The 15,347-nt window shown below is 64.5% G+C and carries 18 protein-coding genes; 8 read left to right on the top strand and 10 right to left on the bottom strand.

The genetic code is table 11. The features are described from left to right. Together Q0A15_RS09130 and Q0A15_RS09125 are read right to left on the bottom strand one after the other, a co-directional pair. The coding region (locus Q0A15_RS09130; protein ID WP_291279218.1) for a CopD family protein at positions 1 to 1,047 on the bottom strand (1,047 nt) is incomplete at its 3' end. A 192-nt stretch (positions 1,048 to 1,239) separates the two neighbouring features. Next, positions 1,240 to 1,524 (bottom strand): HU family DNA-binding protein, encoded by a 285-nt coding sequence (locus tag Q0A15_RS09125; RefSeq protein ID WP_291279217.1) that lies wholly within the window; start codon positions 1,522 to 1,524, stop codon positions 1,240 to 1,242. A gap of 227 nt (positions 1,525 to 1,751) precedes the next feature. On the opposite strand from Q0A15_RS09125, the gene Q0A15_RS09120 reads away from it, so the two are divergent. Next, positions 1,752 to 2,390: a DUF1992 domain-containing protein gene (locus Q0A15_RS09120; RefSeq protein ID WP_291279216.1), complete on the top strand. Its 639-nt coding sequence runs from the start codon at positions 1,752 to 1,754 to the stop codon at positions 2,388 to 2,390. A gap of 68 nt (positions 2,391 to 2,458) precedes the next feature. Here the strand turns inward: Q0A15_RS09120 and rpsN are convergent, their stop codons facing one another. From rpsN to Q0A15_RS09100, 4 genes are all read right to left on the bottom strand, one after another. Continuing rightward, entirely contained in the window at positions 2,459 to 2,764 is a 306-nt protein-coding gene (gene rpsN / locus Q0A15_RS09115) for a 30S ribosomal protein S14 (RefSeq protein WP_291279215.1), read from the bottom strand. Between the two features lies 1 nt (position 2,765). Next, the gene (gene rpmG, locus Q0A15_RS09110) at positions 2,766 to 2,936 is read right to left on the bottom strand and encodes a 50S ribosomal protein L33 (protein ID WP_367273377.1); all 171 of its coding nucleotides are present in this window, start codon (positions 2,934 to 2,936) and stop codon (positions 2,766 to 2,768) included. Further along, positions 2,933 to 3,169: a 50S ribosomal protein L28 gene (rpmB, locus tag Q0A15_RS09105; RefSeq protein ID WP_291279213.1), complete on the bottom strand. Its 237-nt coding sequence runs from the start codon at positions 3,167 to 3,169 to the stop codon at positions 2,933 to 2,935. The genes rpmG and rpmB overlap by 4 nt, the downstream gene beginning before the upstream one ends. 339 nt (positions 3,170 to 3,508) lie before the next feature. Continuing rightward, complete coding sequence (locus Q0A15_RS09100; RefSeq protein ID WP_291279212.1) at positions 3,509 to 4,054, bottom strand: MarR family winged helix-turn-helix transcriptional regulator; 546 nt, start codon at positions 4,052 to 4,054, stop codon at positions 3,509 to 3,511. Positions 4,055 to 4,271: 217 nt separating this feature from the next. Between Q0A15_RS09100 and Q0A15_RS09095 the strand changes: the two genes are divergently transcribed. The 5 genes from Q0A15_RS09095 to Q0A15_RS09075 all read left to right on the top strand — a co-directional run bounded on the left by Q0A15_RS09095 (position 4,272) and on the right by Q0A15_RS09075 (position 9,081). Next, positions 4,272 to 4,742: an Lrp/AsnC family transcriptional regulator gene (locus Q0A15_RS09095; RefSeq protein WP_291279211.1), complete on the top strand. Its 471-nt coding sequence runs from the start codon at positions 4,272 to 4,274 to the stop codon at positions 4,740 to 4,742. Beyond that, positions 4,739 to 6,148 (top strand): aspartate aminotransferase family protein, encoded by a 1,410-nt coding sequence (locus Q0A15_RS09090; RefSeq protein ID WP_291279210.1) that lies wholly within the window; start codon positions 4,739 to 4,741, stop codon positions 6,146 to 6,148. The genes Q0A15_RS09095 and Q0A15_RS09090 overlap by 4 nt, the downstream gene beginning before the upstream one ends. Positions 6,149 to 6,338: 190 nt before the next feature. Next, positions 6,339 to 7,781, top strand: a complete 1,443-nt coding sequence (locus Q0A15_RS09085; RefSeq protein WP_291279209.1) for an FAD-binding oxidoreductase — start codon at positions 6,339 to 6,341, stop codon at positions 7,779 to 7,781. After that, a complete protein-coding gene (locus Q0A15_RS09080) occupies positions 7,778 to 8,146 on the top strand; it encodes a cupin domain-containing protein (protein WP_291279208.1) in 369 nt (122 codons plus the stop codon). The genes Q0A15_RS09085 and Q0A15_RS09080 overlap by 4 nt, the downstream gene beginning before the upstream one ends. 263 nt (positions 8,147 to 8,409) lie before the next feature. Then, positions 8,410 to 9,081: a TetR/AcrR family transcriptional regulator gene (locus Q0A15_RS09075; RefSeq protein ID WP_291279207.1), complete on the top strand. Its 672-nt coding sequence runs from the start codon at positions 8,410 to 8,412 to the stop codon at positions 9,079 to 9,081. Between the two features lie 81 nt (positions 9,082 to 9,162). On the opposite strand, the gene Q0A15_RS09070 is transcribed toward Q0A15_RS09075, so the two are convergent. Next, positions 9,163 to 10,185, bottom strand: coding sequence for an aldo/keto reductase (locus Q0A15_RS09070; protein ID WP_291279206.1), 1,023 nt, complete (start codon positions 10,183 to 10,185; stop codon positions 9,163 to 9,165). Positions 10,186 to 10,217: 32 nt separating this feature from the next. Further along, positions 10,218 to 11,120 carry an oxidoreductase gene (locus tag Q0A15_RS09065; RefSeq protein WP_291279205.1) on the bottom strand — a complete coding sequence of 301 codons (903 nt, stop codon included), beginning with the start codon at positions 11,118 to 11,120 and terminating at the stop codon, positions 10,218 to 10,220. Between the two features lie 184 nt (positions 11,121 to 11,304). Here Q0A15_RS09065 and Q0A15_RS09060 point away from each other — a divergent pair, with 184 nt between their 5' ends. After that, positions 11,305 to 11,670, top strand: a complete 366-nt coding sequence (locus Q0A15_RS09060; protein WP_291279204.1) for a DoxX family protein — start codon at positions 11,305 to 11,307, stop codon at positions 11,668 to 11,670. Positions 11,671 to 11,757: 87 nt separating this feature from the next. Here Q0A15_RS09060 and Q0A15_RS09055 read toward each other — a convergent pair whose 3' ends face one another. Then, entirely contained in the window at positions 11,758 to 12,732 is a 975-nt protein-coding gene (locus Q0A15_RS09055; protein WP_291279203.1) for an MDR family oxidoreductase, read from the bottom strand. 299 nt (positions 12,733 to 13,031) lie between these two features. Then, complete coding sequence (locus tag Q0A15_RS09050) at positions 13,032 to 14,024, bottom strand: restriction endonuclease (protein WP_291279202.1); 993 nt, start codon at positions 14,022 to 14,024, stop codon at positions 13,032 to 13,034. A gap of 374 nt (positions 14,025 to 14,398) precedes the next feature. Between Q0A15_RS09050 and Q0A15_RS09045 the strand changes: the two genes are divergently transcribed. Further along, complete coding sequence (locus Q0A15_RS09045; RefSeq protein WP_291279201.1) at positions 14,399 to 15,019, top strand: DUF308 domain-containing protein; 621 nt, start codon at positions 14,399 to 14,401, stop codon at positions 15,017 to 15,019. Positions 15,020 to 15,347: the final 328 nt, after the last annotated feature.

Below are 15,347 nucleotides of genomic sequence, written 5' to 3'. Positions count from 1 at the left end.
CGCGACCTCCACGGAGATGACGCGCCAGGCGGCGGCACGCGCCGTGACCTGTCCAGCGCGGAGTTTCGGGATGATCCATCGACGATGGACCAGGCCGAGTACTCCGAGCCCCAGGGACAGGACGAACTTGGCGATCAACAGCCAACCGTAGGCGGTGTTGAGCTGGTCGAGGTCATGAACGCGGATGGAGGCCGAGGCGATCCCGGATCCGATCACCAGCAGGATGGCGCAGCCGGCCAGCGTGGAGAAGCGGGAGAGGACATCCGCGGCCATGTACCCGGACTCGTCCCGACCTGCCTTGGTCAGGGCAGGCGTGCGTCCCGGCAGCAGCCCTGCCACGAGGCCCAAGGCCACCAGTCCACCGACCCACGCGCAGATCCCCAGCAGGTGCAGGCCGATGGAGTTCACCGCACCCCAGTGGTCGTCTCCGCCGGCGGAGTGGCCGATCAGCGCCATGGGAACGATGCCGATCACGGCGACCACGGTTGCCCAGGCCAACCCGGCCGGGCTCCGCAGCGCGAAGGCCAGGGTGGTGGTCAGCGCCGCGATGATCGTGGCGGCGGCCCATGCTCGGCCCTGGTCGAAGTTCGCAAGGTAGTCGCCCAGGCCCTGCGTGAAATCGGTGGAGACATTGATCGGGATCGCGGCCGCGTCGGAATACGAGAAGACCGCCATGGCGGCCGCGGACACGGTCCAGATGCCCGCGCTGACGGAGGCTGCGTTGACCACCCTGATCAGGGCAGGTTGGGGATCGCCGCCGTCGGTCCCATGGTCACCAGGACCTCCGCGGCGGGGGGCGGTACTCCGGGGCAGGATCGCGGTGGCGAAGAGAAGACACCCAACGGTCACGGCCATGCACGAATCGAAGACGAGCCGCGCTATCGGTAGGCCCCAGCGCGTCATGGCGCCCGGGTCTCCGAGAACTGAGGAGCCGGCCGAGCCTGCCAGCCACAGCCCCAGGACCAACACGGCCAGCGCCACCGGAACCGCGGGCAGCGTGACCCACCGAGCCACGGTGCGGCGGTGGTCTTGGCCGAGTGCGCTCATGTGGGTGTCCTTGTACGTGCTCTGTTCCGGTGGTTCGGCGCGGGTGAACGCACCGCCGTCCAGTCTAGGCCTTCTACGCCCGGTAGAAGACGCGGCGGTGGTCCAGGACAACAGCAGGGCCCGCCCTCACCATCACTGGGGAGAACGGGCCCTACTGTTGCCAGGCTCAAAGAGTGAGCCAGCGGCTCAAGCTCACTTGCCGGTTGCGGCAGCCTTCAGCTTGGATCCGGCGGACAGCTTCACGGAGTGGCCGGCCGGGATCTGGATGGTCTCGCCGGTCTGCGGGTTGCGGCCGGTGCGTGCTGCACGGTCGGTGCGCTCCACGGCCAGCCAGCCGGGGATGGAGACCTTCTCGCCCTGAGCAACCTGCTCGGCGAAGGTGGCGAAGAGAGCATCCAGCACATCGTTGACGACGGTCTTGTTGGCGCCGGACTTGTCTGCGACCTCGGTGACGAGATCAGAACGGTTCAGAGACACGATTTGTCCTCCTGGACTCGGTTTCTCCCCAGCCGGTGAGGTCTGGGGCCTGTCACTTGCGGCGTGTGCCGTAAGCGTTTCCGAGAATGAGACTAACGGGTGAAAGCCCCACAAGCGCAACGGTTCGGCGTGTTCTTGCGGATTTTCCTGGAAGAACATGTCACATCAGTCACTTTGATCACATCCGCCACATGCGTTCACGATCCACTCTCGGTACCGTGGTGATCATGGCGAACACACCGGAGGACCCTCGCCTCCGCGTAGCCCGCTACCGCGAGGGTCTGGACGTCGAGACTCTCGCTGCCTTGGAGGGTCGGGATCTCCTGCCCGACGACGTCGCTCCCGACTCGGCGACGGACGGCACCGACGATCCCACGGCGCAGCGTCGACTCCTGAACCACGATGTGGAGGTCGTGGCCCGCACTGCCATCGACAAGGCCATCGCGGACGGCCAGTTCGACAACCTGGCTTATGCCGGTCGGCCCCTCCCCGACGTGGTGACCTCCACTGACCCGGATTGGTGGACCAAGTCCCTCATGCGCCGCGAGGAGATCCACGCGGACCAGGGCATGGCTCCGGAGGCTCTGCTGCTGCGCGTGGTGGACGCGGGACTCGACGAGGCCCTGGACGCCCTGCATTCGGAGAGTGAGGTCACCTCGGCCGTGGAGTCCTTCAATCGCCGTGTGGTCGAGGCCAGGCGGCAGCTCTTGGGCGGCCCACCCGTCATCACGCAGACCCGGGATGTAGGCCAGGAGGTGGACGCCTGGCGCGCCAGACGTCGCCAACGCGCGGAAGCCGAGCACCGCCGTCGGGCACAAGAAGAGAACGAGCGGCCGCCGCGCAAGCGGCGCCGGCGCCGCAAGTAGTCCCGAGAAGAACGAAAGCGCCCCGACCCGGACGGGTCGAGGCGCTGACGAATGCTTGAGCTAGCAGCTCACCAAGAGGACTTGGTGATGCCCGGCAGCTCGCCGTTGTGCGCCATGTTGCGCAGGCGAACGCGGGAGATACCGAACTTCTGGAACGTACCGCGGGGGCGGCCGTCGATGGAGTCGCGGTTACGCACGCGCACCGGGGAGGCGTCGCGTGGCAACTTCTGCAGACCGACACGGGCGGCCTCGCGGGCCTCCTCGGTGGCGTTCTCGTCGACAAGGGTCTTCTTCAGCTCGGCGCGACGCTCGGCGTAACGCTCCACGAGAACCTTGCGCTGCTCGTTCTTGGCAATCTTGGACTTCTTGGCCATCTCAGCGCTCCTCGCGGAAATCGACGTGCTTGCGGGCAACCGGGTCGTACTTCTTGAGCACGATGCGGTCGGGGTTGTTGCGACGGTTCTTACGGGTCACGTAGGTGTACCCGGTGCCTGCGGTCGACTTGAGCTTGATGATCGGGCGGACATCCTGAGACTTTGCCATCAGAACTTCTCCCCCTTCGCCTTCAGCTCGGCGACCACGGACTCGATGCCGCGTGCGTCGATGGTCTTGATGCCCTTGACGGACAGATTCAGCGTGATGGTGCGGCCCAGGGACGGGACGAAGTAACGCTTCTTCTGGATGTTCGGGTCGAACCGACGCTTATTGCGGCGGTGCGAGTGGGAGATGCTGTGTCCGAATCCGGGCACTGCACCGGTCACCTGGCAACGTGCTGCCATGATCACTCCTCCAGTGTTTGTCAGTGTGTTTTAAGCGGTTCCCTTGAAGCCGGCCACATGACGTGGTCGAAGATTCGCAGGTCCCGCCACCCAGTTGGGGACACCGAGCTTCTCTGACAACGTGAGGTCCAGGCTGGGTGAGAGCCAGCCGAAGTTCCATCCCGGTGCATATAAGCCAGGTGGTCCCGGCACCCGTTGCCGTAGTTTTCCCTCTACAGCGGTCGGTACCGTTCTTCCGTGTGCGCGGGCTGCTACACGCCTTCATCCGATCCCTGATCAGGACAGCATTCGGGCGCGCACAGAACGCCAGACCATCCTAGTCCAGCGGCCGGCCGGGACTCAAACCCTGTTGTCAGTGTCACCAGGCTTCAAGGCGGGATGGACGGGCCCCTGACCCGACTCACCCTCCGAGAGGGTCCAGTTGTCCGGGTCTGCTCGGGCCACCAGCTTGCGCCCCACACGGCGCAGATCCGCGACATCGCGCTCGTCGAGGGAGTCGAAGACCAGATCCCGCACGTCGTCAACATGGGTGGGCGCCAGCTTCCTCAGCATGCTCATTCCGGTGTTCGTGAGTTCCACCACGGTCACGCGAGCGTCCTTCCCGGAGCGGCGACGGGTGACGTATCCGCGGGTCTCGAGCTTCTTGACCACGTGGCTGAGGCGGGAGAGGGAGGAATAAGAGAGTTCGGACAGCGCGGTCATCGGCAGCGTGCCGCCATCCACCTCTGAGAGCATCGCGAGCACGTGGTACTCGAAAAGCGTCACTCCTGCCTCGCGTTGCAGCCTGGAATCGAGTTCACCGGGCAACCGCATGGAGATCTCCAGCAGGGACAGCCAGGCGGCGCGCTCCTGGGGATTAAGCCAGTTGGGAACTTGTTCACTCACGCTGCCTATGGTGGCAGATCCAGGGCGGCTCGGTTCAATGCCTTGCGGCGTTACCGGCGAGGTAGCGGGCCTCTCGCCTTCTGATTCGCCAGGCCGGACGGCCCCCTGTCAATGGATTTCGTTGTTCAAACGCTATTCAACTGTTGATTTCATCCGTGTAGGCTGCTGTTGTCAGGTTCACGATCGATGACCTGCACGGGAGGGTTGATAGAAGCCTATGGCCAACAATTTTTCGTTGCCAGGCCTGGAGCTCGATGCCACGAACAAGGCCATCGTGGAACAGCTCCAGGAGGACGGCCGCCGCTCCTACGCTGCCATCGGTAAGGCAGTGGGGCTGAGCGAGGCCGCCACCAGGCAACGAGTGCAGCGCCTGGTCGAAGCCGGCGCCATGCAGATCGTTGCCGTCACCGATCCCCTGCAGATGGGCTTTGCCCGGCAGGCCATGATCGGCATCGACACCACGGGATTGATCCCCGAGATCGCCGACGCGATCGCGGAGCTACCCGAGGTCAACTACTGCGTGGTCACGGCCGGCCGCTACGACGTCCTTGCAGAGGTCGTCGCAGAGGATGACCAGGACCTGCTGCGCATCATCACCACCATCAGAGGCGTGGACGGGGTGACCGACACGGACACCTTGGTCTACCTGTCTCTGCGCTATCAGTCCTACAACTGGGGAACGCGATGACCACCATAGATACGCAAACCACCAACACCACTCCCAAGGGCACTCCGCGGCAGCAGGCCGCCCGTGATCACTTGTGGATGCACATGGCCCGCCACAGCGGGATCGTGCAGAACAACCAGCCCGTGCCCACCATCGTGCGCGGTAAGGGACACCACATCTACGACGACCAGGGCAAGGAATACATCGATGGCCTGGCCGGACTCTTCGTGGTCCAGGTGGGCCACGGCCGTGAGGAACTGGCTCAGGCTGCCGCCAAGCAGGCGGAGAAGCTGGCCTTCATGCCGCTGTGGTCCTACGCCCACGAGCCCGGCATCGATCTGGCCGAGCGCCTGGCAGGCTACGCCCCCGGCGACCTGAACCGCGTCTTCTTCACCACCGGTGGCGGTGAGGCCGTGGAGTCCGCCTTCAAGCTGGCCAAGCAGCACTGGAAGCTGAAGGGCAAGCCGTCCAAGACCAAGGTCATCTCCCGTGCGCTGGCCTACCACGGCACCCCGCAGGGCGCCCTGGCCATCACCTCCATCCCCGGGATGAAGGAGCCCTTCGAACCGCTGGTTCCCGGAACTTTCCGCGTGCCGAACACCAACTTCTACCGCGCGCCGGAGGACCACAACTCCTCCGAGGAGGACTTCGGTATCTGGGCAGCGGAGCGCATCCGTGAGCAGATCGAGTTCGAAGGCCCCGACTCCGTGGCCGCCGTCTTCCTCGAGCCGGTGCAGAACTCCGGCGGCTGCTTCCCGCCGCCGCCCGGATACTTCCAGCGTGTGCGGGAGATCTGCGACGAGTACGACGTCCTTCTGGTCTCCGACGAGGTCATCTGCGCCTTCGGTCGCATCGGGTCCATGTTCGCGTGCAATGACTACGGCTACACGCCGGACATCATCACCTGCGCCAAGGGCCTGACCTCCGGCTACTCCCCGATCGGCGCCATGATCGCCTCCGACCGCCTGTTCGAGGATTTCGCGCACGGGGACACCACCTTCTACCACGGCTACACCTTCGGCGGGCACCCGGTCTCCGCGGCCGTGGCGATGGCCAACCTCGACATCTTCGAGCGTGAGGGCCTGAACCAGCACGTGGCTGACAACAAGGCGGCGTTCAAGTCCACGCTGTCCAAGTTGCTGGATCTGCCGATCGTGGGTGACGTCCGCGGCGACGGCTACTTCTACGGAATCGAGATGGTCAAGGACAAGGCCACCAAGGAGACGTTCAACGAGGACGAGTCGGAGCGCCTGCTGCGCGGCTTCCTCTCCACCGCGCTCTACGACGCCGGCCTCTACTGCCGTGCGGATGACCGTGGCGACCCGGTCATCCAGTTGGCCCCGCCGCTGACCATCGCTCAGCCGGAGTTCGACGAGATCGAGTCCATCCTGCGTTCCGTGCTGACGGAGGCGGAGAACTACCTCTGATCCTCCAGGTGACGTAGCCACCTGTTCCTGGGCCCGACGACGGGGCTTGCCTACCGCTGGTAGGCGGGCTCCCGTCGTCGGGCCTTGTGTTTCATGCCTACTACTTCCCATGGAACCGACCGTCCGGTAGGGTGTGGATCACGAAACCGACCAAATGGTCGGTATATACCGAATGAGGAATCAAGCAGATATGACGTCCCGGACCACCGCCTACGACCGCGTTGAGCAAGAGATCCCCGACGCGCGCATCGACGCCGCACTGGCAGGCGCCTCGCACGAGCCCTACTGGTCGGACGAGGCGCAGGGTCCCGACGCGCTCCCCGCCCTCTCCGGGGACGTCCACACCGATCTCGCCGTGGTCGGCGGCGGCTACTCCGGCCTGTGGACCGCGCTGATCGCCAAGGAACGCGACCCCCAGCGCGACGTGGTCCTGCTCGAGGGCCACCACATCGGCTGGGCCGCCTCCTCCCGCAACGGCGGCTTCGTGGAGTCCTCCCTGGTCCACGGCGAGTCCAACGGCGAGCACCACTTCCCCAAGGAGAACGCCCGTCTGACCGAGCTCGGCTCCGAGAACCTCATGGAGATGGCCGAGACCGTCAAGCGTTACACCATGGACTGCGACTGGGTGCAGCCCGGCACCCTCAACGTGGGCGTGAACCCGCACGAGGTCGAGTGGCTGGACGAGATGGCGGAAGGCCCCTCCGACGAGGGTCGATTGGACCCCCAGCAGACCCGTGAACAGATCAACTCCCCACTCTTCCTGGGCGGCTACTGGGAGAAGGAGACCTGCCTGGTGCACCCCGCCAAGCTGGCCTGGGAGCTCAAGCGCGTCTGCCTGGAGCTGGGCGTGAAGATCTACGAGCACTCACAAGTCAATGACATCTCGGACGAGGGCGACACCGTCATCCTCTCCACCGCCAACGGACGCGTCCACGCGGCCCGCGTGGCGCTGGGAACCAACGTGTTCCCGTCGCTGCTCAAGCGCAACCGCCTCTTCACCGTGCCCGTCTACGACCACGCGTTGATGACCGAACCCCTGGCGGATGAGCAGTTGGAGGCCATCGGCTGGAAGAACGGCCAGGGTCTGGCGGACATGACCAACCGCTTCCACTACTCCCGCCCCACCGTGGACGCGGATGGGAAGACCCGCATCCTCTTCGGCGGCTATGACGCCGTGTACCACTACGGGCGCACCATGCGCCCCGAGTACGACCAACACCCGGAGACCTTCCGCAAGCTGGCAGCGCACTTCATGGGCACCTTCCCCGAGGTCGGCGACATCAAGTTCTCCCACGCCTGGGGCGGTGCCATCGACACGTGCTCGCGCTTCTTCGCCTTCTTCGACAAGGCGATGGGCGGCAAGGTCGCCTCCGCCGCCGGCTTCACCGGCCTGGGAGTGGGCGCCACCCGCTTCGGTGCCAAGGTCATGCTCGACCTCCTCTCGGGAGAGAAGACCGAGCTCACCGAACTGCAGATCGTGAAGAAGAAGCCCAAGCCGTTCCCCCCGGAGCCCGTGGCCTGGATCGGCGTGAAGATGATGACCGCAGCCATGGTCAAGGCGGACCGCAACGACGGCAAGCGCGGGCCGTTCCTCCGCGTCATGGACGCCCTGAAGATGGGCTTCGACTCGTGAGCGGGGCTTCGGGATCCGCGCTGCGCGCGGGTGTTGTACTGGACGGCCTGGCTGCCGAGGTGCCGCTGGAATCGCTGGGTTCCGCTGTGGTTTCGGGTTCGCCTGAGGCAGGTGCTGTGGAGCTCGGTGCTCTGGGTGGAACCGAATTCGGGCTCTGGGAGCACACGGTGGGCACATCCACGGACGTGGAGGCCGACGAGATCTTCGTGGTGCTCTCCGGACACGGGTCGGTTGAGATCGAGGCCTTCGGTGACTCTCCTGCCGCAACGTTGGAACTGCGACCTGGCTCCGTGGTGCGCCTGGCCGAAGGCATGAAGACCACCTGGAGAATCACCGAGACGCTGCGGAAGCTCTACCTGGCCTGATTTCCTGCACGCGTTCGGCACAGCGGCGGCCCAAGGATTGAGTCCCTTGGCCGCCGCTTCTGTCTGACGTCCAGCGTCCTAACGTCGGCGGGATTTCTAGCTTCAGCCGAAATCGCAGTTCTGCGCTGAAGTTGGGAATCGAGCCGACGTTGCGCGCCGGTGCCGCACAACTCTCCATTCAACATGAAACCTGCGGTCCGCATGACCAAAGCGACATTAAGGCACCACTGGTCTATAGGCAACAGCTGGCCTATGATTGCCCCATGAGCACCCCAACTTTCCAGCGCGCACGCAGCGAGGATCAGCGCCAACAGCGCCGCGAGAAGATCCTCGAGGTGACGGCCAACATGCTCAGTGAAATGTCTGTTGCGGATATCAGCCTCAACGAACTCAGCCGTCGCGTCGGGCTGGCCAAGTCCAACGTGCTCCGCTACTTCGAATCGCGTGAGGACATCCTCCTCAACTTGCTCAACTCCGAGCTCGAGACCTGGGCGGCAGAGGTCACCGATTCCGTGCACCCCAGCGAAACCGGCCCTCGCGAACGCATCACCGGGGTCGCGTCGGCCTTGGCCTCCGCATTGGCCCAACACAGTGTCTTGTGTGACTTGATCAGCGCTCAGGCCGCCGTCCTGGAGCGCAACATCTCCACTGCAGTGGCGCTGCAGCACAAGCAGGACATCGGGGTGCACGTGACCAGCGTGGTGACCTCGATCCGATCGGCCGTGCCGGAACTCTCCGAGGATCAGGCGGCACAGGTCATGACACACTTCATCATCGCCGCCGCCGGCGCTTGGCCCCAGGTTCACCCGTCAGAGGCCCTGCAGGCCGTCTACGATGAGCACCCCGAGATCGCCGCCGGGCAGGTCGATTTCGAGCAGTTCCTTCGTGACACCGTCGAGTTCGCCATGGGCGGCCTCTTGTCACGTACCCACTGAACCGACCGCAAGAACCACGAACGGGGCCGCCCCGGACAGATCGTCCGGGGCGGCCCCGTTTGCGCAACTGCAGTTCGGCAGTCAGCGGCGGCGAAGCCTCGGATCCGCGAGGGGAGGCACCGGGACCTCGTAGCGGTCCTCCGGTGCCGTGTCGGTACCCGGCGCCACGAGCGCATCGATGCGGTCGAGCGTCGCGTCATCCAGGGTCAGGTCGGCGGCCTTGAGGTTCTGCTCCAGGTGCTCGGGAGTACGGGGGCCGATGAGCACCGAGGACACTGCCGGGTGCGCCTTGGAGAACGCCAGGCCGAGTTCCGCCAACGAGACGCCCAAGTCGGCTGCGATCTCATGGAGACCGTCGAGGATGTCCAGCTTGTGCTGCGCCACCGGAATGGAGAGATCGAACTCTGCCGACGCCAGGTTGGCTCGTGGGGTGTTCACGTCCTGACCGCGTTTGACCGTTCCAGCCAGCCATCCGTTGGCCAGCGGAGACCAGACCAGCACGCCCATGTTGTACTTCTGGGCCACGGGGAACACGTCCGCCTCGACGGCACGCTGGAAGATCGAGTAGGCCACCTGCTCCGTGGTGAAACGCGACAGGCCGCGTTCCTTGGCCACCCACTGGCCTTCGACGATGGTGTGCGCAGGGAAGGTTGAAGAGCCGAAGTTGACGATCTTGCCTTCGCGCTGAAGGTCGGTCAGCGCCGAGAGCGTCTCCTCCAGGTCGGTGTCCCAGTCCGGGCGATGCACCTGGTAAAGGTCGATGTGGTCGGTTCCGAGGCGGCGCAGGCTGTCCTCGACGGCCTTGCGAACATACCGGCGGGAAGCGCCTCCCACCAGCGGGTTCTCGCCCGAGAGGTTGCGGAACTTGCTCGTCAGGACGACGTCGTCACGTCGCGATCCCAGGGCCTTGCCCAGCATGATTTCCGACTCGCCGAAACCGTAGAGGTCGGCGGTGTCGAAAAGGTTGATGCCTGCATCCAGGGCCCCACCCACGAGGGTGTCCGCCGTTGCCTGATCAACGTTGCTCCAGGAGCAGAGATTCATGGCGCCGAACCCGAGTTCGCTGACCTTCATCCCGGTTCCACCGAGGATTCTGTACTGCATGTGTGAATTGTCCTTTCGTATCCGGTCTTGCTTCAGTTCCCGATGGTGACGCCGGTGAGGCGCTCGGCTTCCGCCCAGAGGCGCGCTGCGATCTGTTCATCCTGGCCTGCCTTGGAGACCTTGGCCTTGGCCGGACGCCCCACGAGACCGAAGCGGGGGCCGTAGTAGCCGGCCTGCTTCACGTCTGGCGCCGTGGCCGCATAGACCTCCGGTGCGGCACCGGCCGCCGCTGAGTGACGCGGGGTGACCCGCCAGCCGATCCGAATCGCCAGGATCGGCTTGTCCCCGTACTGGGCACCGTTCTTGAAGATCTCGGTCATGGCGTTGCGGGGGTGGGCACCGAGGGAGAGGAGGTTCCAGCCCTGCTTCTGGGCGACGCGGGCCAGCTGCTGGCTGAACAACAGATCGGCGAGTTTGGAGCGCCCATAGGCGCCATTGGCGGAGTAGTCGTGCTCCCAGTTCAGGTTGTCGAAGTCGAGGGGAGCCTGATTGCCGCTGGACATGGTGACGACGCGGGGAGCCTTGGCGTTCAGCAGTAGAGGAAGCAGCCTCAGAGTCAGTGCGAAATGGCCCAGGAAGTTGGTCCCGAACTGCATCTCGAATCCGTCCGCCGTCTCGTAGCGCTGGGGCAACATCATGACCCCGGCATTGTTGAGCAGCAGATCCAGAGGACGCTCTTCAGAGATCAGCTTCTCCGCGAAATCCTTGATGCTGGACAGGTCCGCGAAATCCAGCTTGCGCACCTCGATGTCCGCCTTGGGGTGCTGCACCAGGATCTCCTGCCGGGTCTTCTCGCCCTTTTCTACGGTGCGCACCGCCATGATCACGCTGGCGCCTGCGCCGGCCAGAGCCCGCACGGCTTCCTTGCCGGACCCGCTGTTGGATCCAGTGACGATGGCCAGCTTTCCGGTTTGGTCTGATACTTCGCAGATCATGGCGACTCCTTAAAAGACTGATGGTCTATATATTTGCCTCGACACTACCCAACACCCACCACCTCCGCAAGAGACCTTCGGTCCGCAAGTCTTTTCACACTTGACGTTTCAAGTAATTGTGAGGAACACTGATGGCGATCGGTACCGACCCCGGCATCCCGAACAGCACAAAAGGACACCCCTCATGCTCATCGCACTCTGGATCATCAACATCCTCCTGGCCCTCGTCATGCTCGGCGCGGGCGGAATGAAGCTCGCCAAGACCAAGGACGACTACGTCAAGGGCGGCATGGGCTGGGCCGAGAACGTCAGCTCCACGAACATCAAGCTCATCGGCCTGCTGGAGGTCATTGGGGCCGTCGGCCTGATCCTGCCGCTCGCCCTGGACATCGCCGCAGTCCTGTCGCCCATCGCCGCCATCGGTCTGGCGATCATCATGATCGGCGCGGTCTTCACGCACCTGCGCCGCAAGGAAGGCGTCGGCATGCAGGTCGTGTTGGTGCTCCTGGCTGCGGCGTCCGCCGTCATCGGCTTCATCGAGGTGCTCTGACCTCTCGCTGACCAGACAAAGGTGCCCGACGGGCGGTGGCCGGCCACCGCCCGTCGGGCACCTTTTTGCCGCCTTCTGCGGCCGACGTCAGCGGCTGACGTCCACCACGGTGCGGCCATGGGCCGTGCCGGCGAGCAGGTCGCCGCATTTGCCGGGGACGTCGGAGAGGCCGATGGTTTCCGTCAATGAGTCCAGGACGTCGAGGTCGAGTTCCGAGGCCAGCATGGCCCAGGCACGTTCGCGCAATTCACGGGGAGCGTCGACCGAGTTGGCGCCGGTCAGCGTGACGGAGCGCAGGATGAACGGGAGGACCGAAGCCGGCAGGTCCACGCCCTGCACCATGCCGTAGCTGACCACGGTGCCGCCATAGTTGGTCTGGGCCAGGATGTTCGCAAGCGTCGCGGAGCCGATGCCGTCCAGCGCTGCAGCCCACCTGGTTCGCTGCATGGGCTTGCCGGGTTCGGACAGTTCGGCGCGGTCGATCAGATTCGTGGCACCGAGGCTGCGCAGGTAGTCGCCCTGTTCTTCTATGCGACCGGTGGACGCCGTCACCGTGAATCCACGTTTGGCCAACAGGCTGATCGCCACGGAGCCCACTCCCCCGGTGGAGCCGGTGACGAGTACGTCGCCGTCCTCCGGAGTAACGCGTGCATCCTCGAGTTCCAGGACGGCGAGCGCTGCGGTGAATCCGGCGGTGCCGATGGCTGCGGCCTGTTCGAGGCTGATGCCGACCGGGACCTTGACCAGTGCATCGTCGCGAACCCGGGCCTTCTCCGCGAGCCCACCGTTCAGCGACTCCCCGATCCGGTCACCGTTGAGGACCACGGCATCCCCCGGCTCGAACCGTGACGACGCGGAGTCGGTCACGGTCCCGACCAGGTCGATGCCGAGCACCAGCGGCCACGCCTGAGCAATCCCCTTGCCGCTGACGGCGAGAGCATCCTTGTAGTTGAGGCTGGAGTAGGCCACATCGATGCCTACCTCGCCGGTCAGCAGCATGGATTCGTCCACGGTGTCCAGGGTGGCTGGCTCGCCCTTGCCGTTGGTGATGATGGCTCGCATAGTTCTCCTCCTGCGGTCGATGTCTCGTGTTCAGCGGATTGGTCTCGACCTTACTCGGAACACCGCCTGCCGCAGGCCACTTTCCCGGACGACTCTCGCCCGGTCCCTGCGGCCGCAAAGACATCGAACGCGGCCTGAATCGAGGCGGCATCCAGTCCCCCGAGCCCCAACACGAACCCCGGTAGGTCGTCCCCGCAGCAGAGGACAATTCCTCCGAGGTGGAGTCCTTCAGCGACACCCCGCCGGGGCCCGTCGCGACGAAGATGCACGCTTGCCGATGCGCAGGTATGAGCACTTACCTACTCGAAGAAGTCTTCGTCCACCTTCACGACCTCGTAGACGTGCTCCACCTGGATACCGACCTTGTACTTCACCATGAGCTTGCCCAGCCGGTCGCCGTCAATCAGGATCACCCGCAGGTTGTTGATGCCGTCCGCATACTCTCGTGCGGCCTTGGTGAAGGTACTGGTGGTGATGAAGACACCGCGTGAAGCCTGCTTGCCGTGCAGTGCGCCCACGAACTCCTGCACTGTCGGCCTCCCTACGGTATTGGTCTCCGCATACCGTTTGGCCTGGATGTAGATCTGGTCCAGCCCCAAGGCATCCTGTTCGATGAGGCCGTCCACTCCACCGTCACCAGTCCCGCCAATGCGTTTGCCTCGCTGTTCGGCGCCACCGTAGCCCATAGCCAAAAGGAGGGACACCACGGCCTCCTCGAAGAAATCCGGGTGAGATTCGCGGAGGCGTTTGAGGAGGTCGTCCGCCACGGAGGCCTTGATCTCGTCGACGCCGGCCTCAATGAGCTCCACGGGGTTCTCTTGCGGCACCCCCGGTGCCACTTCGACGCCCGACAGCTCGGGTCCGGATTGCGACGGCTCGGCGCCGATCGCCTCCGACAACAGTTCGTTGTCGCCCTGGTTCCCCGTGGAACCACTTTTGGAGTCCGGCCAGTACTCGGCGAACAGGCGATTTGCTTCCGAATAGGTCGACAGCCCCTCGGGATGATCACGGAGCCACTGGTGCCCCTTCTCAGATATCTGGTAAATCCCCCGCGCAATCTTGTCGATGAACCCTGCCCGGGCAACATGCGTGACGGCCCAATCTACGCGGTCCAGCGCGCGAGGAAAGCCAGAGCCAAGGGTCTCTGCACGCGCCTCTTGAGGCATTACAACTCGCTCTGCGGTGAGACGCAGTAGGTCCTTACGCTGAATGGACTCTCCACCGCTGAGCACTTCCAGCAACGGCTTCACGAAAGCGGGCCACGGCGGCACTTGAGACTTGATGACAGGCATACGCCTTAGTATTTCACCTCCCGCTACACCGCCAGCTGTTGCATGCCGACGGCTGTCGTTACTACTAGAACCGAGTCCATGTTGACGCTGCTCCGCTGTCTCAATTGACATCTAGCCGCAGGGTTTGTTGACACTGAGCCGAAGGGCTAAGTGACATCTAGCCGTAAGCCAGCAAGCCGGGATTCGGCAGCGGACAACTGGGCGTCGCAGTGGATCCGCGGTACGCCGACGCCGCGGACGACGTCCCGGAACCTTCCCATACCGCGACCTCGATCAACTTGTCAGACCCCTGGTTCACACTCGTGAGTGTTGCCGTTCCCGGTTGTTCCGGAACGGCATCGCGCCATTGTCACTCGCATATTCGGAGGTACCCCATGTCCACCACCATCCCTCAGCCGCAGCAGCCGCAGTTCCCCACCGAGTACACACCCGTGCCGCCCAAGCGCGGCAACGGATGGGGCGTGGCCGCCCTGGTCATCGGTATCGTCGCCGTGATCCTGGCCTTCATCCCTCTCATCGGCGTGGCCGGCATCGTGCTCGGCGCTATCGCGGTGATCCTGGCCATCATCGGCCTGGTGGTGAAGGGCCGCACCAAGGGCACCAGCGTGGCCGGCCTGGTGTTGGGCGCCGTGGCGATCATCATCGGTTCCATCGTCCTGGCCATCACCGCGGCCGCAGTGGACGCCGTGGATGATGCGGTGAAGGAGGTGGATGCGGACTCCAAGGCCAAGCACTCGGTGGAGTACATCGTCTCCGTGAACAAGGGCACGGCCAGCGTGGACTACGGCACCTCGGACGGCACCTCCAACGAGGACTTCGAGGGCACGTGGACCAAGAAGGAGACCATGACCGGCTGGGACACCGCCACCGTGTTTGTCACCGGTGACTTCGAAACGCAGGGCCAGAAGCTCTCCTGCGAGGTCAAGGTGGACGGCAAGACCGAGTCCAAGCATTCAGGCACCGACTCCGTGGACTGCACTGTGGACACCTTCTGATCGTCTGCCGATAGATCGCCCCGACCCCGCACCCTCATGGTGTGGAGTCGGGGCATTCTGTCGTTCAGGCCGCTCGTCGCGCGTCTTACTCCGCCACATTTTCACGGCTCATCGCCGCCGGCAGGGCGCTCATGTGTCGAATGTGACGCCCTGCGCATGTCGCCATATTTCTTGATTTCCCCAGGTTTCTGGGGAGCAGCCTCAGCGTCGACGCCGCCCTAGCCTCGTCGCATGGCACAGCTCCTCACCCTCCAGACCTCGAATCCGACCGGTCATTTCCCACCCGGACGGACGTACCCATGACGCGCTATCTCCTCGGACGCCTGGG

The sequence above is a fragment of the Galactobacter sp. genome, from assembly GCF_022712295.1.
Taxonomy (GTDB): domain Bacteria; phylum Actinomycetota; class Actinomycetes; order Actinomycetales; family Micrococcaceae; genus Galactobacter.
The sequence above is the reverse complement of the archived record's forward strand: the minus strand, read 5'-3'. Positions and strand labels throughout refer to the sequence as shown.

Bases quoted from the DNA above. Each gene is read 5' to 3' on its own strand.
- rpmB (WP_291279213.1), bottom strand. From the start codon at position 3,169: ATGGCAGCACGTTGCCAGGTGACCGGTGCAGTGCCCGGATTCGGACAC.
- Q0A15_RS09055 (WP_291279203.1), bottom strand. From the start codon at position 12,732: ATGCGAGCCATCATCACCAACGGCAAGGGCGAGCCAGCCACCCTGGAC.
- Q0A15_RS09060 (WP_291279204.1), top strand. From the start codon at position 11,305: ATGCTCATCGCACTCTGGATCATCAACATCCTCCTGGCCCTCGTCATG.
- rpsN (WP_291279215.1), bottom strand. From the start codon at position 2,764: ATGGCCAAGAAGTCCAAGATTGCCAAGAACGAGCAGCGCAAGGTTCTC.
- Q0A15_RS09120 (WP_291279216.1), top strand. From the start codon at position 1,752: ATGGCGAACACACCGGAGGACCCTCGCCTCCGCGTAGCCCGCTACCGC.
- Q0A15_RS09070 (WP_291279206.1), bottom strand. From the start codon at position 10,185: ATGCAGTACAGAATCCTCGGTGGAACCGGGATGAAGGTCAGCGAACTC.
- Q0A15_RS09090 (WP_291279210.1), top strand. From the start codon at position 4,739: ATGACCACCATAGATACGCAAACCACCAACACCACTCCCAAGGGCACT.
- Q0A15_RS09045 (WP_291279201.1), top strand. From the start codon at position 14,399: ATGTCCACCACCATCCCTCAGCCGCAGCAGCCGCAGTTCCCCACCGAG.
- Q0A15_RS09085 (WP_291279209.1), top strand. From the start codon at position 6,339: ATGACGTCCCGGACCACCGCCTACGACCGCGTTGAGCAAGAGATCCCC.
- Q0A15_RS09095 (WP_291279211.1), top strand. From the start codon at position 4,272: ATGGCCAACAATTTTTCGTTGCCAGGCCTGGAGCTCGATGCCACGAAC.
- Q0A15_RS09065 (WP_291279205.1), bottom strand. From the start codon at position 11,120: ATGATCTGCGAAGTATCAGACCAAACCGGAAAGCTGGCCATCGTCACT.
- Q0A15_RS09075 (WP_291279207.1), top strand. From the start codon at position 8,410: ATGAGCACCCCAACTTTCCAGCGCGCACGCAGCGAGGATCAGCGCCAA.
- Q0A15_RS09050 (WP_291279202.1), bottom strand. From the start codon at position 14,024: ATGCCTGTCATCAAGTCTCAAGTGCCGCCGTGGCCCGCTTTCGTGAAG.